The organism is Streptomyces sp. NRRL B-3229 (assembly GCF_000719505.1).
In the GTDB taxonomy this organism is placed as follows: Bacteria; Actinomycetota; Actinomycetes; order Streptomycetales; family Streptomycetaceae; genus Streptomyces; species Streptomyces griseorubiginosus.
In genome coordinates this window covers 55,869-71,728 of the sequence record NZ_JOGP01000005.1, presented here as the reverse complement: position 1 = coordinate 71,728, position 15,860 = coordinate 55,869, and the positions used below count along the sequence as shown (strand labels likewise).

At 71.9% G+C, this 15,860-nt stretch carries 16 protein-coding genes; 9 read left to right on the top strand and 7 right to left on the bottom strand.

Going from position 1 to position 15,860, the window contains the following annotated elements; genetic code table 11:
- Window positions 1-60: 60 nt before the first annotated feature.
- Window positions 61-816 (bottom strand): acyltransferase, encoded by a 756-nt coding sequence (locus IF54_RS0108915; RefSeq protein WP_030316294.1) that lies wholly within the window; start codon window positions 814-816, stop codon window positions 61-63.
- 105 nt (window positions 817-921) lie between these two features.
- Between IF54_RS0108915 and IF54_RS0108910 the strand changes: the two genes are divergently transcribed.
- Window positions 922-1,455, top strand: coding sequence for a gamma carbonic anhydrase family protein (locus tag IF54_RS0108910; protein WP_030316292.1), 534 nt, complete (start codon window positions 922-924; stop codon window positions 1,453-1,455).
- 120 nt (window positions 1,456-1,575) lie between these two features.
- Here IF54_RS0108910 and IF54_RS0108905 read toward each other — a convergent pair whose 3' ends face one another.
- Together IF54_RS0108905 and IF54_RS39510 are read right to left on the bottom strand one after the other, a co-directional pair.
- Complete coding sequence (locus IF54_RS0108905) at window positions 1,576-2,238, bottom strand: DedA family protein (protein ID WP_030316290.1); 663 nt, start codon at window positions 2,236-2,238, stop codon at window positions 1,576-1,578.
- 144 nt (window positions 2,239-2,382) lie between these two features.
- On the bottom strand, window positions 2,383-4,083 hold the full coding sequence (locus IF54_RS39510; protein WP_234438943.1) for an RICIN domain-containing protein: 1,701 nt from the start codon (window positions 4,081-4,083) through the stop codon (window positions 2,383-2,385).
- A 586-nt stretch (window positions 4,084-4,669) separates the two neighbouring features.
- Between IF54_RS39510 and galU the strand changes: the two genes are divergently transcribed.
- A complete protein-coding gene (gene galU / locus IF54_RS0108895) occupies window positions 4,670-5,635 on the top strand; it encodes a UTP--glucose-1-phosphate uridylyltransferase GalU (RefSeq protein WP_030316287.1) in 966 nt (321 codons plus the stop codon).
- 106 nt (window positions 5,636-5,741) lie between these two features.
- Here galU and IF54_RS0108890 read toward each other — a convergent pair whose 3' ends face one another.
- A complete protein-coding gene (locus tag IF54_RS0108890) occupies window positions 5,742-6,179 on the bottom strand; it encodes a DUF4442 domain-containing protein (RefSeq protein WP_030316285.1) in 438 nt (145 codons plus the stop codon).
- A gap of 149 nt (window positions 6,180-6,328) precedes the next feature.
- On the opposite strand from IF54_RS0108890, the gene IF54_RS0108885 reads away from it, so the two are divergent.
- On the top strand, window positions 6,329-7,627 hold the full coding sequence (locus tag IF54_RS0108885) for an MFS transporter (protein ID WP_030316283.1): 1,299 nt from the start codon (window positions 6,329-6,331) through the stop codon (window positions 7,625-7,627).
- Here the strand turns inward: IF54_RS0108885 and IF54_RS0108880 are convergent.
- Window positions 7,589-8,434, bottom strand: coding sequence for a spermidine synthase (locus IF54_RS0108880; protein ID WP_030316281.1), 846 nt, complete (start codon window positions 8,432-8,434; stop codon window positions 7,589-7,591). The genes IF54_RS0108885 and IF54_RS0108880 overlap by 39 nt on opposite strands.
- A gap of 126 nt (window positions 8,435-8,560) precedes the next feature.
- Window positions 8,561-9,730: an elongation factor Tu gene (gene tuf / locus IF54_RS0108875; protein ID WP_030316279.1), complete on the bottom strand. Its 1,170-nt coding sequence runs from the start codon at window positions 9,728-9,730 to the stop codon at window positions 8,561-8,563.
- A gap of 328 nt (window positions 9,731-10,058) precedes the next feature.
- Between tuf and IF54_RS0108870 the strand changes: the two genes are divergently transcribed.
- Complete coding sequence (locus tag IF54_RS0108870; protein ID WP_030316277.1) at window positions 10,059-10,826, top strand: TVP38/TMEM64 family protein; 768 nt, start codon at window positions 10,059-10,061, stop codon at window positions 10,824-10,826.
- Window positions 10,827-10,894: 68 nt separating this feature from the next.
- On the opposite strand, the gene IF54_RS0108865 is transcribed toward IF54_RS0108870, so the two are convergent.
- Complete coding sequence (locus IF54_RS0108865) at window positions 10,895-12,064, bottom strand: thiolase family protein (RefSeq protein ID WP_030316276.1); 1,170 nt, start codon at window positions 12,062-12,064, stop codon at window positions 10,895-10,897.
- A gap of 95 nt (window positions 12,065-12,159) precedes the next feature.
- Between IF54_RS0108865 and IF54_RS0108860 the strand changes: the two genes are divergently transcribed.
- From IF54_RS0108860 to IF54_RS0108840, 5 genes are all read left to right on the top strand, one after another.
- A complete protein-coding gene (locus IF54_RS0108860; RefSeq protein WP_030316274.1) occupies window positions 12,160-12,633 on the top strand; it encodes a winged helix-turn-helix transcriptional regulator in 474 nt (157 codons plus the stop codon).
- Window positions 12,634-12,756: 123 nt separating this feature from the next.
- Complete coding sequence (locus IF54_RS0108855) at window positions 12,757-13,632, top strand: undecaprenyl-diphosphate phosphatase (RefSeq protein ID WP_030316271.1); 876 nt, start codon at window positions 12,757-12,759, stop codon at window positions 13,630-13,632.
- A 151-nt stretch (window positions 13,633-13,783) separates the two neighbouring features.
- Window positions 13,784-13,963, top strand: coding sequence for a hypothetical protein (locus IF54_RS41005; protein ID WP_030316269.1), 180 nt, complete (start codon window positions 13,784-13,786; stop codon window positions 13,961-13,963).
- Window positions 13,964-14,066: 103 nt separating this feature from the next.
- The gene (locus tag IF54_RS0108845) at window positions 14,067-15,239 is read left to right on the top strand and encodes an FAD-dependent monooxygenase (RefSeq protein WP_030316268.1); all 1,173 of its coding nucleotides are present in this window, start codon (window positions 14,067-14,069) and stop codon (window positions 15,237-15,239) included.
- 84 nt (window positions 15,240-15,323) lie between these two features.
- On the top strand, window positions 15,324-15,803 hold the full coding sequence (locus tag IF54_RS0108840; protein WP_037819631.1) for a nuclear transport factor 2 family protein: 480 nt from the start codon (window positions 15,324-15,326) through the stop codon (window positions 15,801-15,803).
- Window positions 15,804-15,860: the final 57 nt, after the last annotated feature.

Below are 15,860 nucleotides of genomic sequence, written 5' to 3'. Positions count from 1 at the left end.
GACAAGCCCCCCACTCACCCGCAGCCGCCGGACACGCGAACCCGGCACCCCCTTGGGCACTCAGTCCAGCTCTGCCAGCCTCGCCACAGCCGCCTCGTCCAACCCCGCCAACGCACTCAACCCCTCCGCCGTGGCCCCCGGAGGGATCGGTACCGGCGCAGGCGTCCGAAGCGGCGGCTGCCAGCCCTCCTCCGCCGTCCATCGCCGTACGACCCGTGCGGGGGCCCCCGCCACCACGGCATGGTCCGGCACCTCGCCCCGGACCACCGCCCCGGCGGCGACCACGACGTTCCGTCCGATCCGCGCGCCGGGCAGGATCACCGCCCCGGTCCCGATCCAGCACCCCGGCCCGATCTCGACCGGCTCCATCCGCGGCCACTGCTTGCCGATGGGCTCGTGGGGATCGTCGTACGAGTGATTCGTCGAGGTCACGTAGACGTAGGGCCCGAAGTAGCAGTCGCTGCCGATGGTCACCGTGGTGTCGGCGATGACATGGCTGCCGCGCCCCAGCACGACTCCGTCGCCGATGCGCAGGATCGGTTCCGGGCCGAGGTCGAGGTCGGGCATGAGGCCCGCGGTCAGGGTGACCTGCTCGCCGACGATGCAGTGGGAGCCGACATGGATCCACGGCTCGCCGAAGACCGTGCCGAGCGGAAAGGCCAGTCGGCTGTGCGCCCCCAGCGCGCCGAAGCGGAGGCGTCCCGGGCGCTCGGCGGTGACGGAGCCGGCGCGCTGCACCCAGGCCCAGCCCGCGTGGACAGCGCGCTGTGCGAGGCGGCCCCGCCAGGATGAGAACGTGTTCTTGCTTTTCGGCACGAGGTCACCGTACTGAGCGCACGGCGCCCGGTTGAGAGGCGGGGCTTGTGATCTTCGCCCCACCGGGTGGCGTACGGTTCGGGATATCCCGAACCAGGAGGCGACATGGCGCACAAGGCTTTGATCACGGGCATCGGCGGAAAGGAACCGGCGATCGACGAGGCTGCCTTCGTGGCGCCCACGGCGTCCGTGATCGGGGACGTGACGCTACGGGCCGGGGCCAGCCTCTGGTACGGCGCGGTGGCCCGCGGTGACGTAGAACGCATCTCAGTCGGCGCCCGGAGCAACATCCAGGACAACTGCACGCTCCACGCCGACCCCGGCTTCCCGGTCACGATCGGCGAGCGCGTGTCCGTCGGCCACAACGCCGTCGTGCACGGTGCGACGGTCGAGGACGACTGCCTGATCGGCATGGGCGCCACGGTCCTCAACGGCGCGGTGATCGGCGCGGGTTCCCTGGTGGCTGCTCAGGCCCTGGTACCTCAGGGCATGCAGGTGCCGCCAGGCTCACTGGTGGCCGGCGTGCCGGCGAAGGTCCGGCGGGAGCTGACGGAGGAGGAGCGTCAGGGGGTCACCCTGAACGGGACGCTGTACGCCGACCTGGCCAAGGCCCACGACGAGGTGCACGGGACGCCGTGAGGACCGGGCGGGGCAGGTGCGGCGGAAGGCGTCAGTGCGGCGGCAACCATCGGTGCGGCGGTGGATGTCGGTGCGGCGGCAACCATCGGGGCGGCGGTGGGCGTCGGTGCGGCGGTCGGGTCAGTCCGCCGCCGGGACGGTCTCCGGCTCGGCCGCCTGCTTCTGGGCCGCCGCCGCAGCCGTTGCCTTGGCCGCCTTGCGCCTGAGCACCAGCATCGAGGTGAGTCCGATCAGGACGGCAAGCACCAGCCCCAGCCACGAGAACTTCTTCAGCCAGGACTCCGCGACGATGCCGACGTAGTAGATGACGGCCGTCGTGCCGCCCGCCCAGACGATCCCGCCGAGCACGTTGGCGATCAGGAACTTCCAGTACGGCATCCGCAGCACACCGGCGAGCGGGCCCGCGAAGATCCGCAGCAGGGCGACGAAGCGGCCGAAGAACACCGCCCACATGCCCCACTTCTCGAAGGACCGCTCCGCCGTGGCGACATGGCCCTCGCTGAAGTGCTTGGGGAACTTGTTGCCGAGCCAGGCGAGCAACGGCCGTCCGCCCTTGCGGCCGATGGCGTAGCCGATGGAGTCGCCGACGACCGCCCCGACGCTGGCGCACGCGCCGAGCACCACCGGGTTGATCCCGGCGTGCTGTGAGGACAGCAGCGCGGCCGAGACCAGGATGATCTCGCCGGGCAGCGGAATGCCCAGGCTCTCCAGGCCGATGACCAGGCCCACCAGGGCGTAGACGGCGGCCGGGGGCACGGTGTCGAGCCATTCCTGGACGTGCAACGCCGGTTCCTCCTGAGTCGCTTTCCCGGCGCGTGCCACGTACTGGCGCGCGCCGTGGCAGCCTACCGGGTCACGCGAACGACCGTCCGGAGCAACGGCCCACCGGCTCCCGCCGCCCCGTCCGCCCTGCCACCCGGCCGCTCGCTACGGCAGCGCGCCCTGCACGGTCGAGGTGACGGCCGTCGCCGCGGACGAGAGGGGTACCGTCACCGGCGTCAGGCTGGCCACGATCGCGCCCGCCCCGACCGCCCCACCCGCCTCGACGACCGGCGTCGTGAGGCCGGAGCCGCCGTCACTCCCGGAACCCGAGCCGGAGTGGCTGTCGCCGACCGGCGCCACCCGGGTCTCGTACTGCCTCGACGGCGTTCCGTGCCGGTCCGACGGCGGCGCCTGGCCCGAGTCCTGGTCGGGGTGCCCGTCGGCTCCGGGGGGCGTGGCGAGGTGCGGGGCGAGCGGCTTCCCGTCCGGGGCCTCGGAGGGGTCGTCGGTCTGCACGCCCTTCGGGGGCCGGGTGTCCTGCCCGGTCGGCGCGCTCCCGTCGGCGAACTCCAGGGACCACCGCTGCCGTTCCGAACCGTCCCGGGCGGCGACGACCACGGTGTCACCCTTGCCGGGCGCGACCAGCAGTCCCTTGCCGCGGCGCAGCAGCAGTTCGCCGCGCACGGTGAGGTCGTAGCGGACCTCACCCGCCGGCCCCTCGCAGTCCGCGACGAGGACCGAGCCTTTCCCGGCATCCGAGTCGAGGCAGAGCCGCGGGTCGACGGCACTGCGCAGCAGACCGTCCTCCTGGTACGACCACTGCTGGGACCCGGCGGTCGAGCACGCGGCGAGCACGGCCTCCGCTCCGGCGGCGGTCCGGCCGTCGGGGATGTCGAGGCAGAGTCCGGCGTCGAGGTTGCGGAGCCGCCCGTGGCCGACCTCGACGGGTTCGCCCACCGAGGCGGGCGACGGGGAGCCTTCGGAGCGCGAGGCCTCCACCGGGCTCGGCCGCACGGTGTTCCCGGCCGCCGCGCCCCAGGTGGCGTCGGAGGACGGCACGCCTTCGTCGGACCAGCCCTTGGTGACGAGCACCGTCGCCAGCAGGGCGAGGGCGGTCACGCCGACCCCCACGAGGAGGGTCTTGGCGTGGCGCCGCGGCCGGCCGAACAGTCCGGAGTTCGCGGGGCGGTGGCGTCCGCCGGGCCGTGGACGGGCCGCCCCGTGCAGGTCGGGTGCCGGACGGCCGGCGGCGCGGGCGGGCCGGGAGTCGAGGTACCGGTGGGCGCCCCAGCCGAGCACCGTCTCGGCGAGCAGCACGTCCAGACCGCCCTCGAAATGGCTGAGCTGTTCGGCGGCGTGCCGGCAGTAGCGGCACTCCGCCAGGTGTTCACGGACATCGGGCAGAAGGTCTCCGCCCCGGCGAATCGGGACATCCAGGAGACGGTTGTAGAAACGGCATTCGCTGCTGGGCGCGAGTTCCCGGTGGGCGCGGACGCAGCCGGCCCGGAATTGCTCGCGCGCCTGCTCCAGAGCGGCCGCCGCACGGGCCGTGTCCACGCCCAGCAGACCGGCCGATACGGATATGGGTTCGGCCTCGACCTCGGCATGCCACAACAGGCATTGCGAGGCATGGGGAAGAGCTCGGAATGCGCGCTCGGCGAGCTGTCGCCTTTCCGGGGTGACGGACCTCGCCGCGCGTAGACCACGGCCGCCGATCGTCTTGCGAAGTTCCGGCAGTGCCCCGGCGATTTCGTCGTCCGCGGCCCACTCCTTGACGAACTCCCGTACCGCAACGAGAAGTTGAGGACGCAGCGCGCCTTCACCCGCCCGGCCGAGCACCCGGTCGAAGGCCGCGGCGGTTGCCATGGAGGCCGAAGGCGACCAGGTGGCAAGACAGATGACCGAGTATTCGTACGTGGCCTGCCAGTGCCGCGCCATCAACAGCGCGACGGCATGACTGTCCGTACCGTTCACACCCAGCCGGGCAAGAAGCGTGCGGTCGGACTCTCCCGGGCTCGATCCGGGGCGTGGGGGGTAAGGGGGGCGGGGCGGGTGAGCGGATTGCACGGGACCAATTCCTTCCAATCCGCAGGACGGCATGGAATATGCCAGTCCCCGGAAAGCAGGTGCCTGATTGGTGCATACCTATGCCAGGTCAGAGGCGACCCGGCCTTCGGAGGGGCGATCACCTTCGCACAATTGATGCAGAGCGAACAAGAAGTTCGAGTGACCTATGTTCAAAACGAGTCCTCTTCAGAAAAGTTACCCCCGGTATCCGCACCGGTTTTCGAAATTAAGCGGGGCGACGGCCTCAAGTTGTGCGTGCCGCCAGATGCTTGGCACACGAAATCTCCAAGTGCCCACGCGGCACGAAGGGGCCCGCGAACGGTCCACAGGACGTTCCAAGGCGGCTCCCGGTGGGCTCTCATCCGGGTGCCGCAGCATGATCCGCATGATCGCCCCCCACCGGGCCGCCGCGCCCGCCCCCACGAAACCCACCCTCGCCCGCACGGTCCGCAAGGCGGTCGTTCCGGCCGCCGGGCTAGGGACCCGGTTCCTGCCCGCGACCAAGGCGACACCGAAGGAGATGCTCCCGGTCGTCGACAAGCCGGCCATCCAGTACGTCGTGGAGGAGGCCGCGGCGGCCGGGCTCGACGACGTCCTGATGGTCACCGGCCGCCACAAGCGGGCCATCGAGGACCACTTCGACCACGCCTTCGAACTCGAGCAGGCCCTCGCGGCCAAGGGCGACGCGGTACGCCTGGACGCGGTGCGTGACCCGGCACGCCTGGCCAACATCCACCACATCCGCCAGGGCGAACCGCTCGGCCTCGGACACGCGGTGCTCTGCGCCCGCCGGCACGTGGGCCACGAGCCCTTCGCGGTCCTGCTCGGCGACGACCTGATCGACCCACGCGAGACGCTGCTCAGCTCGATGCTCGAGGTCCGCGAGCGGTATGCCGGGAGCGTGGTCGCGCTGATGGAGGTCCCGCGCGAGCAGATCCACCTCTACGGTTGCGCGGCGGTGGCACCCACGGGCGAGGAGGGCGTGGTCCGGGTGACCGGTCTGGTGGAGAAGCCGTCCCCCGAAGCCGCGCCCAGCGCCTACGCGGTCATCGGCCGCTACGTCCTGGACCCCGCGGTCTTCGACGCCCTCGCCCGCACCCCACCGGGCCGCGGCGGCGAGATCCAGCTCACCGACGCCCTCCAGTCCCTCGCGGCCACCGGTACGGTCCACGGCGTCGTCTTCGACGGCCTGCGCTACGACACCGGCGACAAGGCGGACTACCTGCGCACCGTGGTCCGCCTGGCCTGCGCCCGGGACGACCTGGGCCCGGAGTTCATCACCTGGCTGAAGGGCTTCGTGGCGGGGCTGGAGCAAAAGGAAGAGGTCGAGCGGCGACGGTCGGCGGCCTGAGGAGCGAACCGTACGGCCGCGGGGGTCCCACGGCCTGCCGGGCCCTGGGGGCGGACAAACCCCCCAGGGCGACAACCCCGCTCAGGCCACGACGCTCGCCGCCGGCTCAGCCGTTCGGCCGCAGCGTCCACACCACGGTCATCTCGCCCGTGACCGCCCCGTCCGCACGACGGATCTCGATCGCGACCGGGAACTCGGGGCGCTGCCCGGCGTCGAGTTCGGCGATGACCTCGTCGGCCGGGCGGCCCAGGGTCGCCGTGGCGGTCACCGCGCCCATCGCGAGCTTGCGGTAGGCGATCTCGGCGTTGACGGCGAGCGGCACCGCGCGCGAGAGCTGGTCGCCGAACGCGGCCAGCACGACGGCCCCGCTGGCGGACTCGGCGAGCGTGAACATCGCTCCGGCGTGCGGTCCGCCGACGTGGTTGTGGAACTCGCCCTGGTCGGGCAGGGCCACCACGACCTTCTCCGGGCCGGTCTCGAGGAACTCGAGGTTCAGGGTCCGCACCATGGGCACGGTCGCGGCGAGCATCTCGCCGACGGACATCTGGTCTGCGCTCATGCCGCGATGTTACCCATGGGTAGCCAACCCGGACAGGGTCGGTACCCGTGATCGCCGTCTCTTCTCGCCCGGCACCCCGTACTCGGCCCGCAAATGGTTTGGCAAGCCGGGTCCGCGACGGCGATAGTCGGCCGGTGACCCCCTCCGCCGCCTCCTCCCGCACCCGCGGTCCCGCCTGGGCCGGCCGCAACTACAGCCTGCTGACCGCCGCCGCGTTCGTGACGAACCTCGGCAGCAACGGGGCCCTCATCGCCGCCGCGTTCGCCGTGCTGGAGGCGGGCGGCGACAGCGGCGACGTGGGCCTGGTGGCCGCCGCCCGGACCCTGCCGCTGGTGGTGTTCCTGCTGATCGGCGGCGCGGTGGCCGACCGCCTGCCCCGGCACCGGGTGATGGTCGCGGCCAACACCCTCAACTTCCTCTCCCAGGGCGCGTTCGCCGTCCTGGTCCTGACCGGCGAGCCCCGGCTCTGGCAGATGATGCTGCTGACCGCGCTGGGCGGCACCGGGCAGGCGTTCTTCAGTCCGGCCGCCGAGGGCATGCTGCTGTCCTCGGTGCGCGGCGAACAGGCCGGCCGCGCCTTCGCGGTCTTCCGGATGGCGATGCAGGGCGCGGCGCTCGGCGGTGCCGCACTCGGGGGCGCACTGGTCGCCGCGGTCGGCCCGGGCTGGGTCCTCGCGGCGGACGCCGTCGCGTTCGCGCTCGCCGGTTCCCTGCGGGCTTTCCTGGACGTCAGCCACATCCCGGCCCGCGAACCGGGCTCCGGAATCCTCGCCGACCTGCGGGACGGCTGGCGCGAGGTGTCGGGGCGGCCGTGGCTGTGGGGCATCGTCGTGCAGTTCTCCCTGGCCAACGCGGTCGTGGGCGCCGCCGACGCGGTCTACGGCCCGCTCGTCGCCCGGGACCACCTGGGCGGGGCGGGTCCCTGGGGCGTGGCGCTCGCCTTCTTCGGCGCGGGCACGGTCGTCGGCGCCCTCCTGATGACCCGCTGGAAGCCGCAGCGCCTGCTCTTCGTGGGCATCCTGTGCGTGTTCCCGATGGCGTTGCCGTCCGCCGCACTGGCCGTGCCGGTCCCGGTGCCCCTGCTGTGCACGGCGATGTTCGTGGCCGGCGCGACCGTCGAGGTGTTCGGCGTCTCCTGGATGACCGCCCTGCACCAGGAGATACCGGAGGACAAGCTCTCCCGGGTCTCGGCCTACGACTGGTTCGGCTCGGTCGCCCTCATGCCGCTCGCGGCGGCGCTGGCGGGCCCCGCGGAGTCGGCGTTCGGACGCGGTACGGCCCTGTGGGGCTGCGCCGGCCTGGTCGCGGCCGTGACGGCGGCCGTCCTCTGCGTGCCGGACGTGCGCAACCTGCGCCGGAGCACCAAGCTGGTCACCCAGGTCACGCCGCTGGAGTCAGCCGATGCCGAACGCCCCGTCGGGGGGCTCGGGTGACGCCACGGCGTCCGCGTCCGGCACCGGTCGCGCGCCGCCGGTGAACTTCCGCAGCCCGTCGCCGTGTTCGACCCGCGCGGGAAACGCGTCGGCCGCCGTACGCCGCGCCAGCGCCACCGTGTCGAACGGCTGGTGCGCCGCGACGAGCACCGCGTTCCCGAACCGCCGTCCCCGCAGCACCGCGGGTTCGGCCATCAGCACGAGCTCCTCGAAGACCTCGGCGAACGTGGCGAGTTGGGAGCGCAGAAAGGCGAAGGGCGCGGAGTCGGCGAGATTCGCGAGATAGACCCCGTCACCGCGGAGCACCCGCGCGGCTTCCCTGGCGTACTCCAGGGACGTCAGGTGCGCAGGAACCCGCGACCCGCCGAAGACGTCGGCGACGAGCACGTCGGCGGAGTCCGCCGGAGCCTTTTCCAGCCACCTCCGGGCGTCGGCGGCGTGCACCGCGATTCCCGCCCGGTCCGGAAGCGGCAGATGCTCGACGACCAGGTCCAGGAGCCCCTGATCGGCCTCGACGACATCCTGCCGGGACCCCGGCCGGGTGGCGGCCAGATACCGCGGCAGCGTCAGCGCACCCCCACCGAGGTGTACGGCGTCCAGCGGCTGCCCCGCCTCCCCGACGAGGTCCAGCACATGCCCGAGCCGCCGCGCGTACTCGAACTCCAGGTGCGTCGGCTCGTCGAGATCGACGTAGGACTGCGGAGCACCGTCGACCGTGAGCAGCCAGGCTCGCTCACGGTCGACGTCGGGCATGAGCTTGACGAAGCCGAAGTCGGTGTCCTTGGCGACGGGTATCGAGTCGTTCACAGGCCCAGTGTGCCAACCCAGGGGCGCGGGGCTGTTTCAATTGCGACTCCGCCGCGCGGGCGCGACCAGCCGCAACAGCCCCGCAGCCCCCAGGCACCGGCACAGGCACCGGCACCGGCACCGCCCCTATGGCACGGCTGTCACGGTCCCCGCCCCGACCGTCCGCCCACCCTCACGGATGGCGAACCCGAGCCCCGCCTCCAGCGGCACGTCCCGCCCCAGCTCGACGGTCATGACGACCTTCTCCCCGGGCCGAGCGACGGCGACCGTACCGAGGTCGACGTCCCCGACCACATCCGCCGTACGGATGTAGAACTGCGGCCGGTACCCGGTGGAGACGGGCGTCGTACGCCCGCCCTCCCGCGCCGACAGCACGTACACCTGCGCGGTGAAGCGACGACTCGGCACCACACTGCCGGGTGCGGCCACGACATGCCCACGTCGTACGGCGTCCCGCGGGACACCCCGCAGCAGCAGCGCCACGTTGTCCCCGGCCTGCGCCTCCTCCATCGGCTTGCCGAAGGTCTCGACGCCGGTCACCACCGTCTCCACGGCGGCCCCGAGGACTTCCACTCGGTCGCCCACCCGCACGGTGCCGCGCTCGACCGCACCTGTCACCACGGTCCCCCGGCCGGTGATGGTCAGCACGTTCTCGACGGGCAGCAGGAAGGGCGCGTCCAGATACCGCTCGGGGATGGGCACATAGGTGTCCACCGCGTCGAGCAGCGCCTCGATCGACGCCGTCCAGCGCGGGTCCCCCTCCAGGGCCTTCAGCCCCGAGACCCGTACGACGGGCACGGCGTCGCCGCCGTATCCGTGCGCGGTGAGCAGTTCACGGACCTCCAGTTCGACGAGCTCGACCAGCTCCTCGTCGGCCGCGTCCGCCTTGTTGAGGGCGACCACCACGTGGTCGACGCCCACCTGGCGGGCGAGCAGCACGTGTTCGGCGGTCTGCGGCATGATCCCGTCGAGCGCGGAGACGACGAGGATCGCCCCGTCGAGCTGCGCGGCCCCGGTGACCATGTTCTTGACGTAGTCGGCGTGGCCCGGCATGTCCACGTGCGCGTAGTGCCGGGTGTCGGTCTCGTACTCGACGTGCGCGATGTTGATGGTGATCCCGCGCGCGGCCTCCTCCGGGGCCCGGTCGATGCGGTCGAACGGCACGAAGGTGCCGCTGCCGCGCTCGGCGAGGACCTTGGTGATGGCGGCGGTCAGGGTGGTCTTGCCGTGGTCGACGTGGCCCATCGTGCCGATGTTCAGGTGCGGCTTGGTGCGCACGTAAGCGGTTTTGGACATGGCTGTACCTCGAAGCCTCTTCGTGTTCGTGGAAGAACGGGGACCCCGAGGACTCGCCGACCCTCCCCCTGCGGGGTCCGCCGGACGATCCGGGAAGGGTCAGCTTCGGGCGCCGTCTGCGGCGGCCGGGAAAAAGGGAACGGCAGCCTTCGGCGCATCCGCGACTGCGGATGCTGCGAGAGCGAAGGCGTACCGGAACATGACGCAGATCATGTCCCACCCGTCGTCCCACGTCGAACGGTTTTTCACGGCCGCCCGTCGCCGTTCCTCCGCACAACCGGCGGCATCCGTAGGGCGATCACCCGTCCGGGTCGGTTACCGTCACAGGATGCTCGATGCCACCACCCGCTCTGGGGGCACCGCCACGGCCACTCCCCCGGCCATCGCCACGGAGCTCGCTCTCCCCGTCCCGGCTCCGGTGGGTCTCACCGCCCGCTGCTCGAGAGTGCTGCTGTCGCCGTGGGCCCGGCTCTCCCTGCTGATCGCCCTGCTCGCGGGGGCCGCCACCGCGGTCCTGCTCTTCGAACCGCAGAGACTGCTCTCGGACGGCTGGCCGCCCCAGCTCGGCGGGATCGCGGCCGCGATCGTGTTCGGGGTGGCCTACGGGCTGTGCACGGTGGCGTTCGTGCCCCGGCCGCTGCTGAACCTCGCCGCGGGCGCGCTCTTCGGCTCACAGCTCGGGCTCGCTTCGGCGCTCGCCGGGACAGTGCTCGGGGCGGGGGTCGCCTTCGGTCTCGGCCGGGTGCTCGGTCAGGACGCGCTGCGGCCGCTGCTGCGGGGGCGGTGGCTGAAGGCCGCGGACGGGCAGCTCAGCCGGCACGGGTTCCGGTCGATGCTGGCGGCCCGGCTGTTTCCCGGGGTGCCGTTCTGGGCGGCGAACTACTGTGCCGCCGTCTCCCGGATGGGGTACGTACCGTTCCTGGTCGCGACGGCGCTCGGGTCGATTCCGAACACCGCCGCGTATGTCGTCGCGGGCGCGCGGGCCTCGGCGCCCACGTCACCCGCCTTCCTGATCGCCATGGCCGCGATCGCCCTGCCGGGGCTGGCCGGGGCCGTGGTGGCCTGGCGCAAGCGGCACCATCTGCGTGCGCGCTGAGCGCCCCTTCAGGGGCGCGGGGAACTGAGCGACCAGCCACGACGGCGCAGCAGACACACGATGTGCCTTCAGACCCGCTCCAGGATCATCGCGTTGGCCAAGCCGCCCGCTTCGCACATGGTCTGGAGCCCGTAGCGCGCCCCACGCTCCCGCATGGCGTGCACCAGGGTCGTGGTGAGGCGGGTGCCGCTCGCGCCCAAGGGGTGGCCCAGCGCTATCGCACCGCCGTGCACGTTGACCCTGGCCAGGTCCGCGCCCGTCTCCTGCCGCCAGGCCAGGACCACACTGGAGAAGGCCTCGTTGACCTCGAAGAGGTCGATGTCGTCGAGGGTGAGGTGAGCCCTGCGCAGGACCTTCTCCGTGGCCGGGACGACTCCCGTGAGCATGAGGACCGGGTCGGAGCCGGTGACGGCGAACGAGTGCAGCCGGGCCAGGGGACGCAGACCGAGCCGTTCGGCGGTCTCGCCGGACATGACGAGCACCGCCGAGGCGCCGTCGTTGATAGGGCTGGCGTTGCCCGCGGTGACGTTCCACTCGATCTGGGGGAAGCGCTCGGCGAAGTGCGGGTCGTAGTAGGCGGGCTTGAGGCCGGCGAGGATCTCGGGGGTGCTGCCCGGGCGGACGCACTCGTCGCGCGAGACTCCGTCCAGGGGTGCCAGCTCGGCGTCGAAGAGGCCCTTCTCCCAGGCCGCGGCGGCCTTGTGGTGGGAGGAGACGGCGAACGCGTCCATCTGCTCGCGGGTGATCGACCACTTGGCGGCGATGAGCTCGGCGCTGATGCCCTGCGGCACCAGTCCCTCCTCGTAGCGTGCGGCGATGCCGGGCCCGAAGGGGTCCTTGCCCTCGGGGACGTTCGACCACATCGGCACGCGGCTCATCGACTCGACCCCGCAGGCCACGACGATGTCGTAGGCACCCGCGATCACTCCTTGGGCGGCGAAGTGCACGGCCTGCTGGGAGGAGCCGCACTGGCGGTCCACCGTGGTGGCCGGGACGCTCTCCGGGAAGCCGGCGGACAAGGCCGCGTAGCGGGTGGTGTTCATGGCCTGCTCGCCGACCTGGTCGACGGTGCCGCCGATGACGTCGTCGATGAGCGCCGGGTCGACGCCGGAGCGCTCCACGAGGGTGCGCAGGGTGTGGGCGAGGAGTTCGACGGGATGCACATGGGCGAGGGCGCCGTTCGGCTTGCCCTTGCCGATGGGAGTGCGTACGGCTTCGACGATCACTGCGTCACGCATGGTGCGGGCCTCCACGGGGCTACCAGCGAGTAGGAAAATCAAACTCACCATAACTCCGTGAGTTGGAAAAGCAAACCCTCACCTAGACTGGGCACATGGCCGCCACCAAGGACCCGCGCCCCTGCTCGATCGCCGACGCCCTGACGCTCGTAGGCGAGAAGTACTCCCTGCTCGTGCTGCGGGAGGTCTGCCTGGGCAACGGCCGCTTCGACCAGCTGGTGCGCAACATCGGGGCCCCGCGCGACATCCTGGCCACCCGGCTGCGCCGGCTCGTGGACGCCGGGATCCTGACCAAGCAGGTCTACAGCGAGCGGCCGCAGCGCTTCGAGTACCGGCCCACGCGGGCGGGCCTGGAGCTGGAGCCGGTCCTGCTGACGCTCATGGCGTGGGGCGACCGGCATCTGCGAGGGGACGACGACCGGCCCATGGTCGTCGAGCACAGCTGCGGCAACGAACTGCTGCCGGTCGTCTCCTGCGCGGTCTGCGGGAGCGCGGTGGCCCACGAGGACCTGACGGCCCACCCGCAGTCCCCCGGCTGGACGGTGAGCGGTCCCACGGCCGCCGCCTGACCGCCCCTGTGGCGGAGCTGTCGGCACGGGACGCTACGCTTCCCCCGTACCCCGATCACCGCTCCCGGTGATGCGGCGTGCCCGACTCCCTCCACTCGACCAGCACTTGGACGCCGTAACTTCATGTCTTGGTTTGAATCACTCATCCTCGGACTCGTCCAGGGACTGACCGAGTTCCTCCCCGTCTCGTCCAGCGCGCATCTGCGTCTGACCGCGGCCTTCTCGGGCTGGGAGGACCCCGGGGCGGCCTTCACCGCGATCACCCAGATCGGCACCGAGGCCGCCGTGCTGATCTACTTCCGCAAGGACATCGGGCGGATCCTCTCGACGTGGAGCCGTTCGCTGGTGAAGAAGGAGCTGCGCAGCGACCACGACGCCCAGATGGGCTGGCTGGTCATCGTCGGCTCGATCCCGATCGGTGTGCTGGGGCTGCTGTTCAAGGACCACATCGAGGGGCCGTTCCGCGATCTGCGCATCACCGCCACGATGTTGATCGTCGTGGGCATCGTCATCGGCGTCGCCGACCGGCTCGCGGCACGCGACGAGACCGGAGGCAAGCACCGCGCGCCCAAGCAGCGCAAGGGACTTGAGGACCTGGGCGTCAAGGACGGCCTGATCTTCGGCTTCTGCCAGTCCATGGCCCTCGTCCCCGGCGTCTCCCGCTCCGGCGCGACCATCAGCGGCGGCCTCTTCATGGGCTACAGGCGCGAGTCGGCGGCCCGCTACTCCTTCCTCCTCGCCATCCCGGCCGTGCTCGCCTCCGGCCTCTTCGAGTTGAAGGACGCGATGGAGAGCGACCACGTGTCCTGGGGCCCCACGATCTTCGCCACGGTGATCGCCTTCGCGAGCGGGTACGCGGTCATCGCGTGGTTCATGAAGTGGATCTCCAACAAGAGCTTCATGCCCTTCGTCTGGTACCGCATCGCCCTCGGCATCGTCATCATCGCCCTGGTCACGACGGGGGTCCTGAGCCCGCACGCGGCGGAGTCGGCGGGCTGACGGAGCTGTTGGGGACGCCGGTACGTGACCTGGGCCGGCTGGGCGGAGGCTCGATCGCGGGGTGGCCGACCCGGTTCCCGTGACCTATCGCACGCGTTCTGCGTAGCCGTCCGGTAGCGGACTGTCAGTTCTTGCGCCTAGGCTTGGGCGCATGTCCCCCGATTCCGTGATCCCTGGTTCCGTGCGGTCTGCCGCCGAAGTGAACGAGCAGATCCGGGCGCTCTGGATGCGCGCCGGCGGCACCCTGTCGTCCGAGGAGCGCGCGGAGTACGAGCTGTTGGTGGTCGAGTGGGCGGCCGCGATCCGCGCCGACATCATCGAAGCGGCCTGAGCCGAGCCCCGATCACAGGGCCCAAATGCCCTGCACAGTCTCACAGTTCGCTCCGCTACCCTGGCCGGACCCACCCCCGGGCCCCCTCGAAGCGAGGTTCGTCATGCGAGCGATCGTCGTGGGCGCCGGCATCGGAGGACTGACCGCGACCCTGAGCCTGCGTCGGGCCGGCCATGACGTGATCCTCGTCGAGCGGGCGCGGCGGCTCACCGAGATCGGCGCCGGCATCCAGCTCGCCCCCAACGCCACCCGCGTACTGCGCCGGTTGGACCTCCTCGACGCCGTCGCGCAGCAGTCCACCCGCCCGGACCACGTCAGCTTCCGCACCTGGTCCGACGGCTCCGAGATCTGCCGCTACGTCATCGGCCCCGAGGCGGAGGAGGAGTTCGGGGCGCCGTACCTCCAAGTCCACCGGGCCGATCTGCAACAAGCCCTGGTCGCCGCCCTGCCGCCCGGATCCCTGCGCCTGGCCACCGCCGTCGTGGGGATCGACCAGGACGACAAGTCTGCCCGGGTGACCATGGCGGACGGCGAACACCTGGAGGCCGACCTCGTCGTGGCCGCCGACGGCATCCGCTCCGCCGCCCGCCAGTGGCTCTTCGGCGCGGACGAGGCGCTGTTCTCGCACACCGCCGCCTACCGGGCCCTGCTCCCCGCCGCCGAGGTCGCCGACCTCGACCTGCCGGAGTACGCCGGCTGGCTCGGGCCGGGCGGCCATGTCGTCCACTACTGGCTGCGCCGCGGTGAACTCCTCAACGTCGTCGCCGTGTTCGGCTCGCACCGGCCCGCCGAGGAGTCGTGGACCGCGCCGGCGGAACCCGGTGAGCAACTGCGCACGTTCGCCGGCTGGGACCCCCGCCTGCTGACCGTCCTCGAACGGGCGGGCCAGGTCTTCCGTTACGGCATCCACACCCGCGCCCCGCTCAGCCGCTGGAGCCTCGGCCGGGTCACCCTGCTCGGCGACAGCGCCCACGCGATGGTGCCGTTCCAGGCCCAGGGCGCCGCCCAGGCCGTCATGGACGCGGCCGTCCTCGGCGACAGTCTCACCGGCACGGCACCCGGCGAGGTCCCCGACGCCCTCGACCACTACGTCCGCAGGCGCCTGCCCGCCGCCACGGCCGTGCAGACCAGTTCCGCCCGCGCGGGCCACGACTACCACCTCGCCGACGGCCCCGAGGCCGACGCCCGCAACGCCCGCCTGGTCGCCCTAGCCGCCGAGAACAGATTCGGCCCGCACTCGGCCGCCTGGCCGGCAGACGTCCTGGCAGAGGACTGACCCGGCCCACCCCGCGCCGCCCCACCCACCGAATGTCCCCGCACGCCCCTAGCCGCCGCTCGCCCCATGCCCAACACTGAGCCGATGACGCAGCGTGTGGAGCTCGCGACCGTGATGGACCGGCTGGCCGTGGACGCACTCGTCACCGACTACGCCGCCGCCGTGGACGACGGCGACTGGGAGGCGTACCGAGGACTCTTCACCTCCGACGGACGGGCCGACTACCGCTCGGCGGGCGGGGTCGAGGGCGACGCGGACGGCGTCGCCGCCTGGCTCGCGGACAGCCTGGGGCTGTTCTCGATGCGACAGCACCTGATCGTCAACCGCCGGGTCCGCTTCGGCACCCTGGAGCAGGACACCGGCGACACGGCCCGCGTCCGCGCCGACTACCTCAACCCGATGCGCCTGGCCGGCACGGACGCCACCGCCCCGGACTTCGTCTGCGGGGGCCGCTACGCCTTCGACCTCCGGCGCACCGACGACGGCTGGCGGATGCGCGAGGTCGTCGTCCAGGAGAAATGGCGGCGTCTGCCCGGCCCGCGTCCGGCACCTGTGATCAACTGAACCGACGCCCGTCGGATCGTCAACCCCACGATCACCGATGACACTCACGGGGTAGGA